We start from the raw sequence: 16,025 nt of genomic DNA, 5'->3' as shown, positions 1-16,025 counted from the left end.
GTGTCATGTCAGGAACGCTAACCCCTTACGCCATGAATGTCAGGTGGGGGCCCCGAGAAAAACCACGGATAGTCATCGGCACCCGGGGTTTCGGGCGGCCGGCGCGGCGCGCCACGCCTTACGGGGACGGCGGTACGGCCGCCCGGCGGCCCACCGTCGCCACCTGCGCGATGCCCTGAGACGGCGTGAGCCGATCTCGCTCGCCGCGAACACCCGATCGCCCACCGTGTCCGACGCCCGTGGGGCGGACAGGCGATAAACCGCTACCGCTGGTAGCCGCATCCGACGAGATGGCCGTGCGCCCGGCTTCGGCGTGTCGCCGCGCGCCCTCCCCCGCCGCCCGCGAGGCGCCGAGTTTTCCACAGGGTGTGGACGGGGCTGGTATCCCATCAGCCGACCCGGCAGGCTCAGGAGGCATGAGGCTTCTCGCAGCAGCTCTTGACCTGCTCCTTCCCCAGCCGTGCGCGGGCTGCGGCGAGCCCGGAGGACTTGTGTGCCGCGCCTGCGAAGACCATCTCGCCGGTCCCGCGCGGCTGTGCCTGCCAAGCCCCCTCCCCGTGGGCCTGCCGCCGCCCTTCGCCGTCGCGCCGTACGCCGGCCCGGTCCGCCGACTGATCATCGCGCACAAAGAGCACGGCTTATCCGGCCTGGCGCGGCCTCTGGGCGCCGCTCTGGCACGCGCCGCGACGACGGCCGCCGATCCCGGCGGGCCGCTCCTCCTCGTCCCTGTGCCCTCCTCAAGGGCGTCCGTACGGCGCCGGGGCCACGACCCGACCCTGCGCATCGCCGAGGAGGCGGCGAGACAGGCCACAAGAGGGGCCGCAGAGCGGGCAGCGAGACGGGCGGCACGCGAAACGCCCGACGCCCGCCCTGCGGGTGGGGCCGTGTGCGTGCGGGCGCTGCGGCATCGGCGCCGCGTGGCGGACCAGGCCGGCCTGACCGCCGCGGATCGCGTCCTCAACCTCGTTGGTGCCATGGAGTCCCGCGTGGCCCTTCGAGGCCGGCGAGTGATCGTCGTAGACGACGTGGTCACCACGGGCGCGACCCTCGCCGAAGCGGCCCGGGCCCTGCGCGCCGCCGGTGCCGAAGTACAGGCGAGCGCCGTGATCGCTGCCACGCGACGCCGCTCACGAGGAGAGAGGTACTCGTCGAGATGGCCCGACGGTCCAGAAGGGCAGGAGAACACGCAGGTCAGGCGCTGTCGGGCGGCGACCGCTCAGGAGGACACGTGTCAGCCGGGGTAGGCGGGGGCGGAGGTGCGGTCGTAGCACTTCCATTCGCCGTACTTGTCGCTGAGCCAGCACACGTTGTCCAGGGGCTGGGGGCTCGCCACGTGCTGGGCGACGAGCAGCGGGGCACCCGGGTAGGCGGCCACCGCCTTCATGTCGCCGCCCGGGCCCATTATCGGCTGGATGGCGCCGCCACCGACCGGCACGTCGTAGAGCAGGGGCGACGGGTTGCCGTCGGTCGCGCCGATGACCGCCAGGTGGTCGGCGTCGCGCCAGGTCAGGTCCACGGCCGCCGACAGGTCGGAGTTGATCGCGATGAAGCCCTCGGCCTGCAGGCCGCCCGTCGGCGCCGGGTCGACGCGGCCCAGCTGCACCTGGGAGACCTGGCCCATCTGCACGATCGCGGCGGCGCGCGTGCCGTCGCGCGAGATGCGCAGGGCACGGACCGGGTACGGCGCGAGGGTCCAGCCGTCAACGGCGATCTTCGTCGTGCCGGGGGTGATCTCCCACAGGCGGGAGCCCCGGGAGTTCGACTCGACCGCCCAGACGTTCCCGTGCAGGTCCCACGACGGCTTGCAGAACCGGCCGCCCGCGAGCTTGGCGTGGAGTACGACCCGGGTGCCGCCGGTCGTCATGTCCGTCACCGTCACCGTGTCGCCGGACTTGCTCACGGCGGCGACCTGCCGTGCGTCGTAGGAGATCGCCGGGTGGGACACCCGCAGCTTGGGCAGCAGCACCTGCGGTACGGAGGAGTCGAGGCGGGCCAGCCGTCCGTCGGCGGTGCGCACCCAGCCTCGCGGCACGTCGCCCTGGCCGTCCGGGTCATAACCGGCCCAGACGCTCGCCGACTGCACCGTCCCGCCGGCGCCGGGCACCTCCACCGGCTTGCCCTCGATCTCCAGCTTGAGCTGGTCGACCTCGCGCAGCTGCCGCAACGTCCACATCAGCTGGATCGACATGTTGCGCAGGTCGCCCGAGCGCGCCTGGCGGCTCAGGTCGACCGTCGCCACGCCTCCGGAGATGTCCAGCCGCCGCAGCTGGGTGCCGCCGGGAAAGCCGGTGCGGACGGCGGCGCCCCGCAGCCACGTCGTCGGGCCGCCGAGCAGCTGCTTCACGAGCTGCTGCGACAGCCACGTCCGGTTGACCATCGGGATGAACACCGGGTTCGGCACCAGGACCTTGACCTGCCGGTCGGGCGAGAAGAAGTACAGGTCGAGCGTGCGGAAGGCGCGGTTCACGTCGTTGCGGCTGAGCAGCAGCTCCTGCGGCAGCCAGCTGATGCGCCACTGCTTCTGCGCGTCCTGGCGGAGCTGGTACGTCACCTTCAGGCGGTGCGAGTCGGCGATGTACTGCCCGTCCGAGCCGATCTTGCCGAGCTGGTCGACCTCCACGGTCACGGACGCACGGGCGCCGCCGATCTGCACCGAGGTCTGTTCGATCCGGTCGTAGACCACCGTGGAGATGCCGGGCTGCCAGCATCCGCCGCAGGCCAGGTACTCCCGGGCCACCTTGTGGTCGCCGTTCGGGCCGTCGAAGCTGCCCGACGCGGCCTGGAAGGCTGTGATGATCTTGCCGGGGTCCCAGTCGCGGCCGGGGCCGACCGGGATGACGCGGACGTACGGATCGTCGATCGGCTGCCGGTGACCCGTCACCCGGCCGCCCACCACCTGGCTTCCCGAGGGAACGCCCGCGCACCCCGTGACCGCGAACAGCACGAGCGTCACCAGCGCGAGCCCCCGCCTCATGCGTCGGCTTCCAGTTTGAGTTCGGCGTACGGGGCGCGCCGGAGCTCGATCTCCGGCGGGACGAGCGGCAGCGGCGACCCTCGCAGCTCGGCTCCTGCCACCCGCGGCAGCGACAGCCGGAACTGCGACCCCTGGTCGGGCTCACCCCACGCCTGGAGCCAGCCGCCGTGCAGGCGGGCGTCCTCCTTGGAGATCGACAGGCCCAGGCCGGTGCCACCGGTGGTGCGGGCGCGGGCGGGGTCGGCGCGCCAGAAGCGGTCGAAGACCAGGTGGGCCTCGCCCGGCCGCAGGCCGCATCCGTGGTCGCGGACCGCGATGGCCACCGCGTCGCGGTCGGCCGCCACGCTCACCACGATGTCCTTGCCCTCACCGTGCTCGACCGCGTTGACCAGCAGGTTGCGCAGGATCCGCTCGACGCGGCGGCGGTCGACCTCGGCCATGGTCGCCTCGCCCGGGAGCTGCTGGATGATCTTGCTGCCCTTGCGTTCGGCGAGGCCCTCGGTGTCGCCGACCGCGCGCAGCACCAGCTCGCGCACGTCGATCGACTCGGCGTCCAGCGTGGCGGCGCCCGCCTCGTACCGGCTGATCTCCAGCAGGTCGGTCAGCAGGCCCTCGAAGCGTTCGAGCTGGCTCTGCAGCAGCTCGGCCGACCGCGACGTCAGCGGGTCGAACTCCTCGCGTGCCTCATAGAGCACGTCGGCGGCGATCCGGATCGTCGTCAGCGGTGTCCGCAGCTCGTGAGAGACGTCCGAGACGAACTGGCGCTGGACCTTCGACAGCTCCTCGAGCTGGACGATCTTCTCCTGGAGGTTCGCGGCCATGTCGTTGAACGAGGTCGCGAGCCGCGCGAGGTCGTCCTCGCCGCGGACCTTCATGCGTTCTTCGAGCCGCCCGGCGGCCAGGCGTTCGGCCGACTGGGCGGCGAGGCTCACGGGGATGACGACCTGGCGAGTCACCAGGGAGGCGATCGCCGCGAGCAGCAGCATCAGGGCCGCGCCGACGCCGAACAGCGTGCGCTGCACGACCACGAGGCTCTGCCGCTCCTGGGTCAGCGGGAACAGGTAGTAGATCTGGTAGGCGTTGACCTTGGCGCCGACGATCAGTCCGGCCGCCGAGGTGCCGTCGTCGTAGCTCAGCCGGCCGTACGTGCGGTAGGGCGTGCTGGCCGGCGCCCGCTCGACCTGGAGCCGCAGGCGGGTGGGCACGCTGCCGGGCTTGATCGAGTTGCTGGAGAAGCCGTTGATGCCCGGGTCGCGGTCGTCGATGAGGATGACCTCGTACAGGCCCGCCGTGCCGCTGCGGCGTGCGAGCGTGGTCACCACGTTGTTGAGCGTCTCCGGGTCGCTGGGCCCGGTCGCGAGCTGCCCCTGGGCGATGCCCACGCCGTCGTCGAGCTGGAGCAGCGCGGCGCGTTCCTTGGCCTCGAGCAGGGCGTTGGTGATCTGCTGCATCAGGAACACCCCGAGCACGGCAACGACGATCGCCGAGACGACCAGCGTCGTCGTGACCACCCGCACGCGGATCGAGCGCCGCCAGCGCGCGTGCGTCGCGCCCAGCGCGGCCCGAGCGAGACGGCGGATCACGCGCAGGCCGCGGCGGGCCGACGTCTTCAGGGGGATCCGCACGGCCGGACTAGGCCGGGCCGGCCTTGTAGCCGACGCCGCGTACGGTGACGACGATCTCCGGATGCTCCGGGTCCTTTTCGATCTTGGCCCGGAGCCGCTGGACGTGGACGTTGACGAGCCGGGTGTCGGCCGCGTGGCGGTAGCCCCAGACCTGCTCGAGCAGGACCTCACGGGTGAAGACCTGGCGCGGCTTGCGGGCGAGCGCCACCAGCAGGTCGAACTCCAGCGGTGTGAGCGGGATGTGCCGGTCGCCCCGCTTGACCGAGTGACCGGCCACGTCGATCGCGATGTCGCCGATCTGCAGCAGCTCGGGCGTCGGGTCGTCGGTACGGCGGAGCCGGGCGCGGACGCGCGCCACCAGCTCCTTGGGCTTGAACGGCTTGACGATGTAGTCGTCGGCACCCGATTCGAGGCCCAGAACGACATCGACCGTGTCGCTCTTGGCGGTCAGCATCACGATCGGCACCCCGGCCTCGGCCCGGATCTGGCGGCACACGTCGATGCCGTCGATGCCGGGAAGCATGAGGTCGAGCAGCACGAGATCGGGACGGGTCTCCCGGAACGCCTCGAGCGCCTTGTCACCGTCGTGCACGAATGACGGCTCAAAGCCCTCTCCCCGAAGCACGATGCCGAGCATCTCGGCCAGAGCCAGGTCGTCATCGACGACCAGCACGCGTCCTTTCATGTACCCTCATCGCCGGAGTTGTAAGAGGTGGGTCCCCCCAAGCAGGCCAAGGTTACCTCTGATCCCCCATATGGCGACCCCTCGCGCGGTGACGATCGCCATTACCGGCTCTCCCGACCTGGTGGGGATTGGTCGCTGTCGGACGGCTCCACCGCGGGTCTCTCGGGGGGATCGATCCGGCGCAGTGGTTCCGCGTCCCTATTTTGCCCCATTGATACCTGATTTCAGGGAGTCCTCTCACGCGATCACGCGGCCCTCTTCCGCGTGGCAGGATGGCCCGTATCGACAGGGGACACCCCGTATCGCCAGGGGACAGTACGGAGGGGGCAGCGTGACCGACCCGCGGGCCTGGGGGACACCGGGCTCCGGCGCGCCTCCGTCCGACGAGGCCCGCGCGACACCGGGCTCCGACACGCCTCCGTCCGACGAGGCCCGGGTGACACCGGGCGCCGACGCACCTCCGTCCGACGGGGTCTGGGCGACGCCGGGCGCCGACAGGCCCCCGTCCGACCGGCCCGCGCCCCCCGTGCCCGAGCCGGCCGCCGACGAGCCCGAGCTGGAGACCGAGATCCCGCTGCGCCCGCTCGGCGTCTCGGAGATCCTCGACGGAGCGGTCACCTACATCCGCCGCAACCCCCGCGCCACGCTGGGCATGTCCGCGGTGATGACGACCGTCGTCGAGGTCGTCGTCACGCTCGCCCAGTACTTCCTCATCGGCTCGCAGGCCCGTACCGAGATCACACCGGGCGCCGTCGAAAAGTCGGTGGGCTGGGCGTTCGTCATCTCCGCCGGCAGCCTGCTCCTCACCGCGTACGTCGTGCTGCTGCTCTCCGGGCTGCTCGCGCCGGTGATGGCACGGACGCTGCTGGGCCGCCCGACCTCGCTCGTCCACGCCTGGCGTGCCGTACGGCCCTGCCTGGGGCGCCTGTTCGGTGCGGCCACGGCGGTCCTCGTCGCGGTGTTCCTGGCGCTGGCGATCCCGCTCACCCCGATGATCGCCGCGGTGGCGGTCGACGCCCCCGTCGGCGTCCAGGCCGTGACCTGGATCCTCGGGGCACCGCTCGCCTTCGTGGCGATGGTGATGGCGTACATCTGGCTCGCCTTCAGCACGCCCATCCTCGTGATGGAGCACCGTGGGGTGATCGCCTCGCTGCGCCGGTCCGCGGAGATGGTGCGCGGGCGCTGGTGGCGCACCTTCGGCGTCCTGTTCCTCGCCCTGGTGATCACGGTGCTGGCCGAGTTCGTCGTCATTCCGGGGCCGTTCACCGTCGTCGTGGAGATCGTGGCGAACGTCCATCCCAATCCGAGCGGCGGGCTCCTGGTCGCCCTGCTGGCCGTGAGCGCGGTCGGCCGCATCGTCGCCGGCACGCTGGTCAACCCGTTCAACGCCGGAGTGATCGCCATCGTGTACGCCGACCGCCGCATGCGGCGTGAGGCGTTCGACCTGGAGCTGCAGATGCGACCGCCGGACGACCCGCTCGCCGCGTGGCTGCCCGGACCGCTCACCGCCGCGGGCTCCGGCCCACAGCCGAAGGTACGACGTACCCCCGTCCCGTGGACGGCGCCCGCGCCGCCTCCGCCTCCCCCGCCGGGGTGGCCACGGTGATCTTCAACGCCCCCGCACCGCCCGTCGGCCGCGACGCGGCGCGCGAGCTCGCCCGCCGCGAGCTGCAGAAGCCGATCTACCAGCGTGACAAGCCGTCGTTCCTCGACCGGATCCTGAACAAGATCAGTGACTGGCTGAACAGCCTGTTCGGCCATACGCCGGGCGAGCACGCCGGCGGCGGCTGGGGCTGGACGGCGCTGGTCGTGCTGGTGGTGCTGCTGATCATCGTGGCCGCCGCCGTGTGGTGGCGCCTCGGCAACGTGCGCCGCAGCGCGGCCGAACGCACGAGCCTGCTCGACGACGCGCACACGACCGCCGAGGACCACCGCACCGCCGCCGAACGCCACGCGGCGGCCGGCGAGTGGCCCGAGGCCATCCGCGAACGCCTGCGCGCCATCGCTCGCGACCTCGAAGAACGCGTCATCGTCGAACCCCGCCCCGGCCGTACCGCCGACGAGCTGGCCGCCGAGGCGGGCGCCGCGCTGCCCGACCACGCCGAGGAGCTCGCCGCCGGCGTACGGATCTTCGACGACGTCTGGTACGGCGGGCGCCAAGGCGACGCCGAGGCGTACGGGCGCCTCACCGAGCTCGACCGGCGCCTGCGCGCCGCGCGCCCGGCCCCGCTCGTCTCCGGAGGGACCACGTGACCGCGGTCCAGGCGGCGCCCCCGGCCGCGCCCGAGACCGCACGCCAGGTCGCGCGCCGGCGCTGGCGGCGCTCGCGCGGCGTCCTCATCGTTCTGCTGGCGCTGGCCGTCATCGGCGTGGTGCTCGCCGCGCTGCGGCCGACGGTCCGCGCGGAGTACCTCGACCCCGAGTCGCCGGGGCAGCAGGGCACCCGCGCGCTGGTCGAGATCACCCGGCAGCACGGCACCCTGGTGACCGTGGCGCGCAGCGTGTCCGCGGCGGCCGGCGCGATGAGCACCAACCCCGACACGCTCCTGGTGATCGCGCGGTCGGACCGGCTGACCTCCACCGACCTGGCCACCCTGCGCGCCCTGCCCGGCGACCGGCTGCTGCTGGAGCCGACCGGCGACACGCTGGACGAGCTCGCCCCCGGCGTCGAGCCCGACGGCGTCACCTCCGGCACGATCTCCCCCGGCTGCTCGCTGCCCGCCGCGGCGAACGCCGGCTCGATCGGCCTCATCGGCGGTCAGGTCTACCGGGCCCCCGCCGGTGCGACGAAGTGCTACATCGGGGACGGGCGGCCCGGCCTCGTCCAACTGCCGGTGAACGGCGCGAACGTCACGGTGTTCGGTTCGGGCACGCCGTTCACCAACGAGCGCCTCACCGACGACGGCGGCGCCGCGCTCGGCATGAACCTCCTCGGCTCCCGCTCGAACGTCGTCTGGCTGCTGCCGGCCCCGCCGCCGCCCGGCGCCGGCGGGCAGAAGTCGTTCACCGAGCTGGTCCCGTTCGGCGTGAAGCTCGCGGTGCTGCAGGCGGTGATCGCGGTGGTGCTGGTCGCGCTGTGGCGGGCACGCCGGCTGGGCCCGGTGGTGGTCGAGCCGCTGCCCGTGGTGGTGCGCTCCGCGGAGGCGGTCGAGGGACGTGCCCGGCTGTACCGCTCGCGCGGGGCCGGCGACCGCGCGGCCCTGGCGCTGCGCGCCGGGGCGCTCGAACGCCTCACCGCCCTACTCGGCATGCCGAAGAGCGCCGCCTCCGACCCGGCCATGGCGAACGAGATCATCGCCGGCATCGCGGCGCACACGGGAGAGCCGCACGCCGCCATCGGCGCGGCGCTGTACGGTCCTCCACCAATGGACGACGTCGAGCTGGTCCGGCTCTCCGGCTACCTCGACGAACTCGAAAGGCAGGTTCGCAGCGCGTGACGGAACAGGGATCTGACATCTACGGCGTCGAGCCGTCGGACGACGTTCCGGCGCAGGACACCCGTGCCGCGCTGATGGCGCTGCGCGGTGAGGTCGCCAAGGCCGTCGTCGGGCAGGACGCCGTGGTGACCGGCCTGGTCATCGCCCTGCTGTGCCGCGGGCACGTGCTCCTCGAAGGCGTGCCGGGCGTCGCCAAGACACTGCTCATCCGCACTCTGGCGCAGGCGCTGAGGCTCGACTTCAAGCGCGTGCAGTTCACCCCCGACCTGATGCCGGGCGACGTCACGGGCTCACTCGTGTACGACAACCGGACCTCGGAGTTCGAGTTCCGCGAGGGGCCGGTCTTCACCAACCTCCTGCTCGCCGACGAGATCAACCGCACGCCGCCCAAGACCCAGGCGTCGCTGCTGGAGTCGATGGAGGAGCGGCAGGTGTCGGTGGAGGGCGTGCCGCGCCCGCTGCCCGACCCGTTCGTGGTGTGCGCCACGCAGAACCCGATCGAGTACGAGGGCACCTATCCGCTGCCCGAGGCGCAGCTCGACCGGTTCCTGCTGAAGCTGACCGTGCCGGTGCCCTCGCGGGAGGAGGAGATCGCCGTACTCCAGCGGCACGCCTCCGGGTTCGACCCGCGCGACCTGGACGCGGCCGGGATCAAGCCGGTCGCCGGACCGGCCGACCTGGCGGCCGGGCGCGACGCCGTACGCCGCATCCGGGTCGACCCGAAGGTCAGCGGTTACGTCGTCGACCTGTGCCGGGCCACGCGGCAGTCGCCCTCACTCCAGCTCGGCGTCTCCCCCCGTGGCGCGACCGCGCTGCTCGCGACGGCACGGGCGTGGGCGTGGCTGTCGGGCCGCGACTACGTGCGCCCGGACGACGTGAAGGCCCTCGCCCGGCCGACGCTCCGCCACCGCGTGCAGCTGCGGCCCGAGGCCGAGCTGGAGGGCGCGACGACCGACGGCGTGCTCGACGGCGTGCTCACCACCGTCCCCGCGCCCCGTTGAGGAGCGCGGCATGGCGCTGACCGGCCGTACCGGTCTCCTGGCGCTGCTCGGCGCGGCGGTGATGGTCATCGTGCCGAGCTGGTGGACGCTGCTCCTGGTGAACGCCCTGATCGTGGCCCTGATCGCGGCCGACCTGGCGCTGGCGGGCAACGTCCGCGCGCTCGGCCTGCACCGCTCCGGTGACACGAACGTCCGGCTCGGCGAGGAGGCCTCGGTCTCCCTCATCGTGGAGAACCCCGGTACCCGACGGCTGCGCGCGGAGGTGCGCGACGCCTGGCCGCCCAGCGCCGGCGCGACGCCGCGCTCGGCCCGCCTGTCGGTGCCGCCGGGCGAGCGCCGCCGTCTCGACATGCGCCTCGTCCCCACGCGCCGGGGCGACCGTCGGGCCGTCTCGGTGACGATCCGGTCGTACGGGCCGCTGCGGCTGGCGGCCCGCCAGCTCTCCCGGCAGGCGCCCTGGACCGTACGCGTCCTGCCGGCCTTCCCCTCGCGGCGGCACCTGCCGGCCAAGCTCTCCCGCCTGCGGGAGCTGACCGGCCAGCACGTCGCGCTCATCCGCGGGCAGGGCACGGAGTTCGACTCGCTGCGGGAGTACGTGGACGGCGACGACGTACGGTCCATCGACTGGCGGGCGACGGCGCGGCGGAGCGACGTCGTGGTCCGCACGTGGCGGCCCGAACGCGACCGCCGCATCTACCTGGTCCTGGACACCGGCCGTACGGCCGCGGGCCGGGTCGGCGACATCCCGCGGCTCGACTGCTCGATGGACGCCGCCCTGCTGCTCGGCGCGCTCGCCTCGCGGGCGGGCGACCGGGTGGACCTGCTGGCCTACGACCGGCAGGTCCGCGCCCGGGTGGAGGGCAGCACACGCACGAACCTGCTGCCCGCGATGGTCCGCGCCATGGCCCCGCTGGAGCCGGAGCTCATCGAGGCGGACGCCGCGGGCATGGTCTCGACGCTGCTGGCCCGCGTACGGCAGCGCTGCCTCGTGGTACTGCTGACCGACCTCAACGCCGCGGCGATGGAGGAGGGCCTGCTGCCGCTGCTGCCGCAGCTCACCGCCAAGCACCTGGTGATGGTCGCCGCGGTGAGCGACCCGCGGGTGAGCGAGATGGCCGCGGCCCGCGGCGACGCGAGCGCGGTGTACGACGCCGCCGCCGCCGAACGCGCCCGCGCCGACCGCAGCCGCGTGACGGCGGAGCTGCGCAAGTACGGCGTGGAGGTCGTCGACGCCCCACCGGAGGAGATCGCCCCGGCCCTGGCCGACGCGTACCTGTCCCTGAAGGCCGCCGGCCGCCTCTGACCGGCCCCTCAGCCAAGGGCCACGGTGGTCACGTGGTCGGTGACCGGTGCCAGGCAGGTTCCACTACTGCACGCGCCGTACGAGACCACGATGTCGGCGGTACGCCCGGTGCGCCGGACCGGCAGAAGGACCGTGACGGGCCCGTCCGGATAGACGCGGAGCGTCACCCCGAGAGACGGTAGGTCCAGCGGCCGTACGGGCTTGTCCGCGGTGGCCCGTCCGGTCGCCGTGAGCCCCCCTCGCACGCTCAGCCGTGTCGGAATGCCCAATCCCCGGACGCCGCCCTCCGGCAGGTCCACGCTGTAGACGTGGAATCCGGCCCGCGTCGGCCGGTAGGCGGCTCGCACCGCCTCTGCCGTCACAGTGATCGTCACCTCGACGCCGCTCTCGGTGAACCTCGCGGTGACCGGCCGGGCCTGCGAGTGAACACAGCCGGTGAGCAGGAGCGGTATCGCCCAGAGGAGTCGTGCCGGTCTCACTGCCACCGCTTGAGAAAGGCGGCGACCTGAGCGGGTGTCATCGAACGAGCGTTCGCGAACGACCCGTCGTTGGTCACGGTGCGTATCTTGCCGGTGCGTGTCAGGACGACCAGCGCGGGAATGCCGCTCGTCCGCAGGTTCAGGTGGTACTTCCTCGCCAGGTCGAGATGCCGGTCGAATCGACCGACGTCGATCGCCACGACGTGAAAGCGGCCGATGATCGGGCGGACCCGCCTGGTACGGACCGTTTCATCGAGCACCACACAGTCGGGGCACCAGTCCGCACCGAAGTCGAGCAACACCGGTCGCTTGTCCACCTTCGCCTTCGCGAGCGCGGCGGCGATGTCCGACTTCGGGTTCCGAGCCGGGTCGTACCCGTCCGGCAAGGCCTCCGGCGTCGGTGTGGGGGTGGCGGCCACGGAGCCGGGCGCCGCTGCCGTACCGGTCGGAGCCGGATCGGCCGCGCTGGTGGTACCGCAGGCCGTGGCGGCGAAGAGCACGAAGGTAAGGAGGAACTGCTTCTTGGGCAGCATGAGGGGCGAAACTCCTGATCCCGCGTCATGGGTGAGTCGAGTGAGGGCGAGGCGTGGTCGGCGGTGGGATGACTCATCGCCGGCCGGCTCAGGTGCGTGGGCACAGCCGCGGCAAGGTTCGAGACCGCCGCCGTGCCTTATGCGTACGTGAGACGCGCCACTCTCGTCGCGGGTTGTCGACGAACTTGCGTCAGGCGGCGACGGGGGCCGCGTCGGGGACGGCTTCCATGTCGCCGATGTCGCCCTCGCGTGTGGCGCGGCGGCCGAAGACGATCACGTATGTCAGGAAGGCGGCCTCGGCGACCACGCCGATGGCGATGCGCAGCCACGTGGTGTTCACGTGACCCGTCACGAAGCCCTCGATCGCGCCCGACACCGCCAGCACGATGATCAGCCCCACGGCGATGCTCGTCGCCGCGCGGCCCTCTTCGGCCAGGGCGTGGCTGCGGCGGCGGTGGCCCGGGTCGATGATCGTCCAGCCGAGGCGCAGGCCCGCCGCCGCGGCGAGGTACACGGCCGTGAGTTCCAGCATGCCGTGCGGCAGGATCAGGCCGAAGAAGATCGCGCCCTTGCCGTGGGCGAACATCAGGCCGGCCGAGACGCCGAGGTTCAGCTGGTTGGCCCACAGGGCGAAGATCGTCGGAATGCCGAGCAGGATGCCGAAGATCAGCGCCTGGGCCGAGACCCACACGTTGTTCACCCACACGTGGAAGGCGAACGCGCCCGCCGCGTGGTCGGTGTAGTAGTTCGCGAAGTCGTGGTCGACGAGCTCGCGGATCTGCGCCGGTGACAGCAGTGACGCCTGCACGTCCGGATTGCGGGCCACCCAGATGGCGATGACCACCGACACGATGTTGGAGATGACCGCCGCACCGAGCCACCACCACCGCATCCGGTACGCGGTGGCCGGGAAGGAGACGGTGAGGAAGCGGGCGACGTCGCGCCACATCGGCGCGTGCGCACCGGTCACCGCCGCGCGGCCCCGGGCCACCAGCGACGACAGGCGGCCGACCAGCGCGGGCTCCGGCGAGCTGGAGCGTACGACCGACAGGTGGGTCGCGGCCCGCTGGTACAGCTCGACCAGCTCGTCGATCTCCGCGCCGCTCAGCTTCCTCGAGCCCCGGTTGACCAGTTGCTCCAGGCGCCGCCACTCGGCGTTGTGCGCGGCCACGAAAGCATCGACGTCCACAAACGGGCAGACTACTCTCAAAGACTCTTGGGGATTCCCCACCAGTCTCTCAAAGACTCCCGACCGGAGGGCGCGTGCCGATCGAACTGGTGACCGGCGAGGCCGTCGCACTCGACATCCGGGTGGCGCGGCTGGCCAGTCGCGCCCTGGCCCTGTTCGTCGACATATTGCTGCAGATCTTCATTCTCTACATCTGCTTCATCTTCGTCGGCCTGTCGGCGACGGTGCTCGACTCGGCCGTGACGGCGGGGCTGGCGATCGTGTTCATGGTCGGCGTGCTCGTGGGCTATCCGACGATCACAGAGACGCTGACGCGCGGGCGCACTCTGGGCAAGCTCGCGGTCGGGTTGCGGGTCGTCGGCGACGACGGTGGCCCTGAGCGGTTCCGGCAGGCCCTCGTGCGCGCGCTGGCCGGGTTCCTGGAGATCTGGTCGCTGCTCGGCTCGCCCGCGCTCATCACGTCGCTGCTCAACCAGCGCGGCAAGCGGCTCGGCGACCTGTTCGCGGGCACGATCGTCATTCAGGACCGGGTGCCGGTCAACGTCTTCCTCGGGCCGGTCGCCATGATGCCGCCGCCGCTCGCGCCGTGGGCCCGGTCGCTGGAGCTCGCCATGCTGCCGGACAACGTGGCGATGGCCGCACGGCAGTACCTCACGCGCTTCTGGGAGCTGGCGCCCCGCGTCCGCGACGCGATGGGCGAGCGGCTCATGGCGGAGATCCTGCGTTACGTCAGCCCGCCCCCGCCCCCGGGCTTCCGGCCGGAGATCTACCTGTCGGCGGTCCTGGCCGAGCGCCGGCGCCGGGAGGAGATCCGGCTGGCCGAACGCGCCGCCCGGCGCGAGGCGATCAACCGCCGCGGGGCGCCGGTCGTGCCCCTGCCCCAGGCGATCCCGGTGGGCGGGCCCCCGCCACCGCCGCCCTCGTACGGCCCGGGCCCGGTGCCGGGTCCCGAGTGGCTCGGCGCGGTCCCCGGGGCGGCGCCGCGGTTCCTGCCGCCCGGGCAGTGGGTCAGGTGAAGTTCGGCGGGTCGTCCAGGCCGGTCAGCTCGATCCCGGAGGCGGCCACGACGACGTCGCCGGCGAGGTGACACTCCGAGATCTCCCCGGTCTCCAGATCGGTGATCTCATAGCGTTCGACCGGCAGCCGCGCCTCGTCGGCCTCGTGCCAGGTGATCTCGGTGAGCGCCCAGCGCTGCGGCACCGTACGGACCGCGAGCGCGGGCTCGGTGAGCGCCAGGAGGCGCACGTCGGCTCGCTCGCCCTCGGCCAGGCCGAGCGAGCGGGCGACGGCGACGAGCAGCCCCGGAGACTCACCGACGAACCCGGCGGCACGCGCCGACCTCTCCCGTCCTCCGGTGACCCACAGCAGCTCGGCCCCTGCCGCGCCGCCGCGCAGCACGTGCTCGCCTGAGGTCACCTGGAGGCGGGCGGGCCGCCAGTGCCCGTCGGCGACCAGCTCGACGGTGCCGCCGTCGGAGCGCTCGGCGGTGTAGCGCCAGCCCCCTCCGTCCGGAGCGCAGGAGAACCTCTCCTCGACCTGCGAGTCATGAACGTACGTCCCGCGCGGCATGGCTTCAATCTATGGGCAGTGTCCGTACGGCGCGTTCCTGGGCGTCGGCGAGTTCGTCACCGTGCTCGTTCACCCAGCGCGCGAGCGCCCTCATCGGGCCCTCGACCAGGCTCTGTCCGAGGGCGGTCAGGCCGTACTCGACGCGCGGCGGGGCCTCGGCATAGGTGTGGCGTTCGATCAGGCCGTTGGCGGACAGGCGGTGCAACGTGTCGGTCAGGACCTTGTCGCTGATGCCGCCGATCGCGGCCCGCAGCTCGCGGCGCCGGCGCTGCCCGCCCTGGAGGGCCGCCAGGACGACGGGGTCCCATGTATGGGCGAACAGATCGGTGGCCGCCCGCAGGCGGCAGTCGGCGACCAGCTCGTAGCAGTGGGCTTCGCTCATCTCACTCACCATCGTCGCGCACGCGATACACACCGCTCGGTGCGCGGCGCCTTTCCTACTGTGGCCGCCCGAGGTCGAAAACAGGAAGGAAACGACGATGCGGATCGGAATCCTGGGGACGGGAACCCTCGCCGCGGCGCTGGGCGAGGGCTGGGCACGAGCGGGACACGAGATCGTGGTCGGCGGGCGGTCGTACGCCAGGGCGCGGGACCTCGCCGATCGGGTGGGCCAGGGCGTACGCGCGGCCGAGCCGCGGGAGGTGGTCACCGGGCGGGACGCGGTGCTGCTCGCCGTGACATGGGACGGCGTCGAGGATGTGCTGCGCGCGGCGGGCGCCGACGGCGGCTCGCTGGCGGGCACACCGCTCATCGATCCCACGAACCCCGTCGAGCACGGCGTCGGCGTGCTCCTCACCGGGCACGACGACTCGATGGCGGAGCGGATCGCCGGGCTGGCGCCGGGGGCGCACGTCGTCAAGGCCTTCCATCTCTTCCCCTCCGACCAGTGGACGAGACCGGGCGAAGCGGCCGTCACCGTGGCGATGTGCGGCGACGACGCGGCGGCGCTGGAGGTCGTCGGCGATCTCGTACGCGCGGTCGGCGGCGCACCGGCCGTGCTGGGGCCGCTGGACCGCGCCCGCCAGCTGGAGGAGGTCGCGGGGTTCGTCATCGGTCTGGCCTTCGCCGGCCACGACCCGGGCTCCGCCGTACCGCATGTGCCCTCGCCCGGCGAATCTCTCAGCCATCCGGATGGAGTCCGGTGATGGTGCCGGAACGTTGTGTGGGGTCCGTGGAGGCGCGGATGATCAGTTCTGGGGTGAGGCGTTCGGAGTGGGCGGGTTGGCCGTT

Annotated in this window: 16 protein-coding genes; 8 read left to right on the top strand and 8 right to left on the bottom strand. The window is 72.5% G+C overall.

Annotated elements, in window-relative coordinates:
* Nucleotides 1-290 precede the first annotated feature (290 nt).
* Nucleotides 291-1,244, top strand: a complete 954-nt coding sequence (locus ABEA10_RS34990) for a ComF family protein (RefSeq protein ID WP_345471337.1) — start codon at nt 291-293, stop codon at nt 1,242-1,244.
* Here the strand turns inward: ABEA10_RS34990 and ABEA10_RS34985 are convergent.
* From ABEA10_RS34985 to mtrA, 3 genes are read right to left on the bottom strand one after another with little or no spacing between them, the layout of a single operon-like run.
* Nucleotides 1,232-2,974, bottom strand: a complete 1,743-nt coding sequence (locus ABEA10_RS34985; RefSeq protein WP_345471335.1) for an LpqB family beta-propeller domain-containing protein — start codon at nt 2,972-2,974, stop codon at nt 1,232-1,234. The two genes, ABEA10_RS34990 and ABEA10_RS34985, sit on opposite strands and share 13 nt — an antisense overlap.
* The gene (gene mtrB / locus ABEA10_RS34980) at nt 2,971-4,599 is read right to left on the bottom strand and encodes an MtrAB system histidine kinase MtrB (RefSeq protein ID WP_345471333.1); all 1,629 of its coding nucleotides are present in this window, start codon (nt 4,597-4,599) and stop codon (nt 2,971-2,973) included. Before mtrB ends, ABEA10_RS34985 begins: the two co-directional genes overlap by 4 nt.
* Nucleotides 4,600-4,606: 7 nt before the next feature.
* Nucleotides 4,607-5,284 (bottom strand): MtrAB system response regulator MtrA, encoded by a 678-nt coding sequence (mtrA, locus tag ABEA10_RS34975; RefSeq protein ID WP_285579099.1) that lies wholly within the window; start codon nt 5,282-5,284, stop codon nt 4,607-4,609.
* A 331-nt stretch (nt 5,285-5,615) separates the two neighbouring features.
* Between mtrA and ABEA10_RS34970 the strand changes: the two genes are divergently transcribed.
* The 5 genes from ABEA10_RS34970 (at nt 5,616) to ABEA10_RS34950 (ending at nt 11,025) form a co-directional block, all read left to right on the top strand.
* On the top strand, nt 5,616-6,890 hold the full coding sequence (locus tag ABEA10_RS34970; protein WP_345471331.1) for a DUF7847 domain-containing protein: 1,275 nt from the start codon (nt 5,616-5,618) through the stop codon (nt 6,888-6,890).
* Nucleotides 6,839-7,537 carry a DUF4129 domain-containing protein gene (locus tag ABEA10_RS34965; protein WP_345471329.1) on the top strand — a complete coding sequence of 233 codons (699 nt, stop codon included), beginning with the start codon at nt 6,839-6,841 and terminating at the stop codon, nt 7,535-7,537. Before ABEA10_RS34970 ends, ABEA10_RS34965 begins: the two co-directional genes overlap by 52 nt.
* Nucleotides 7,534-8,721, top strand: a complete 1,188-nt coding sequence (locus tag ABEA10_RS34960; protein WP_345471327.1) for a DUF4350 domain-containing protein — start codon at nt 7,534-7,536, stop codon at nt 8,719-8,721. The genes ABEA10_RS34965 and ABEA10_RS34960 overlap by 4 nt, the downstream gene beginning before the upstream one ends.
* A gap of 74 nt (nt 8,722-8,795) precedes the next feature.
* Nucleotides 8,796-9,722, top strand: coding sequence for an AAA family ATPase (locus tag ABEA10_RS34955; RefSeq protein ID WP_329262163.1), 927 nt, complete (start codon nt 8,796-8,798; stop codon nt 9,720-9,722).
* Nucleotides 9,723-9,732: 10 nt separating this feature from the next.
* Nucleotides 9,733-11,025, top strand: a complete 1,293-nt coding sequence (locus ABEA10_RS34950; RefSeq protein ID WP_329251544.1) for a DUF58 domain-containing protein — start codon at nt 9,733-9,735, stop codon at nt 11,023-11,025.
* A gap of 8 nt (nt 11,026-11,033) precedes the next feature.
* On the opposite strand, the gene ABEA10_RS34945 is transcribed toward ABEA10_RS34950, so the two are convergent.
* The 3 genes from ABEA10_RS34945 to ABEA10_RS34935 form a co-directional block, all read right to left on the bottom strand.
* A complete protein-coding gene (locus ABEA10_RS34945; protein WP_345471324.1) occupies nt 11,034-11,510 on the bottom strand; it encodes a hypothetical protein in 477 nt (158 codons plus the stop codon).
* The gene (locus tag ABEA10_RS34940; RefSeq protein WP_345471323.1) at nt 11,501-12,037 is read right to left on the bottom strand and encodes a thioredoxin domain-containing protein; all 537 of its coding nucleotides are present in this window, start codon (nt 12,035-12,037) and stop codon (nt 11,501-11,503) included. Before ABEA10_RS34940 ends, ABEA10_RS34945 begins: the two co-directional genes overlap by 10 nt.
* Before the next feature lie 190 nt (nt 12,038-12,227).
* Nucleotides 12,228-13,226, bottom strand: a complete 999-nt coding sequence (locus ABEA10_RS34935; RefSeq protein WP_345471322.1) for a stage II sporulation protein M — start codon at nt 13,224-13,226, stop codon at nt 12,228-12,230.
* Nucleotides 13,227-13,300: 74 nt separating this feature from the next.
* Between ABEA10_RS34935 and ABEA10_RS34930 the strand changes: the two genes are divergently transcribed.
* Complete coding sequence (locus ABEA10_RS34930; RefSeq protein ID WP_345471320.1) at nt 13,301-14,242, top strand: RDD family protein; 942 nt, start codon at nt 13,301-13,303, stop codon at nt 14,240-14,242.
* Here the strand turns inward: ABEA10_RS34930 and ABEA10_RS34925 are convergent.
* Both ABEA10_RS34925 and ABEA10_RS34920 read right to left on the bottom strand, forming a co-directional pair.
* Complete coding sequence (locus ABEA10_RS34925) at nt 14,235-14,795, bottom strand: hypothetical protein (RefSeq protein WP_345471318.1); 561 nt, start codon at nt 14,793-14,795, stop codon at nt 14,235-14,237. The genes ABEA10_RS34930 and ABEA10_RS34925 overlap by 8 nt on opposite strands.
* A gap of 4 nt (nt 14,796-14,799) precedes the next feature.
* Complete coding sequence (locus tag ABEA10_RS34920) at nt 14,800-15,177, bottom strand: winged helix-turn-helix transcriptional regulator (protein ID WP_345471316.1); 378 nt, start codon at nt 15,175-15,177, stop codon at nt 14,800-14,802.
* Nucleotides 15,178-15,274: 97 nt separating this feature from the next.
* Here ABEA10_RS34920 and ABEA10_RS34915 point away from each other — a divergent pair, with 97 nt between their 5' ends.
* A complete protein-coding gene (locus ABEA10_RS34915; RefSeq protein WP_425551005.1) occupies nt 15,275-15,940 on the top strand; it encodes an NADPH-dependent F420 reductase in 666 nt (221 codons plus the stop codon).
* Nucleotides 15,941-16,025 lie beyond the last annotated feature (85 nt).

The sequence above is a fragment of the Actinoallomurus oryzae genome (genome assembly GCF_039541955.1).
In the GTDB taxonomy this organism is placed as follows: Bacteria; Actinomycetota; Actinomycetes; order Streptosporangiales; family Streptosporangiaceae; genus Actinoallomurus; species Actinoallomurus oryzae.
The sequence above is the reverse complement of the archived record's forward strand: the minus strand, read 5'-3'. Positions and strand labels throughout refer to the sequence as shown.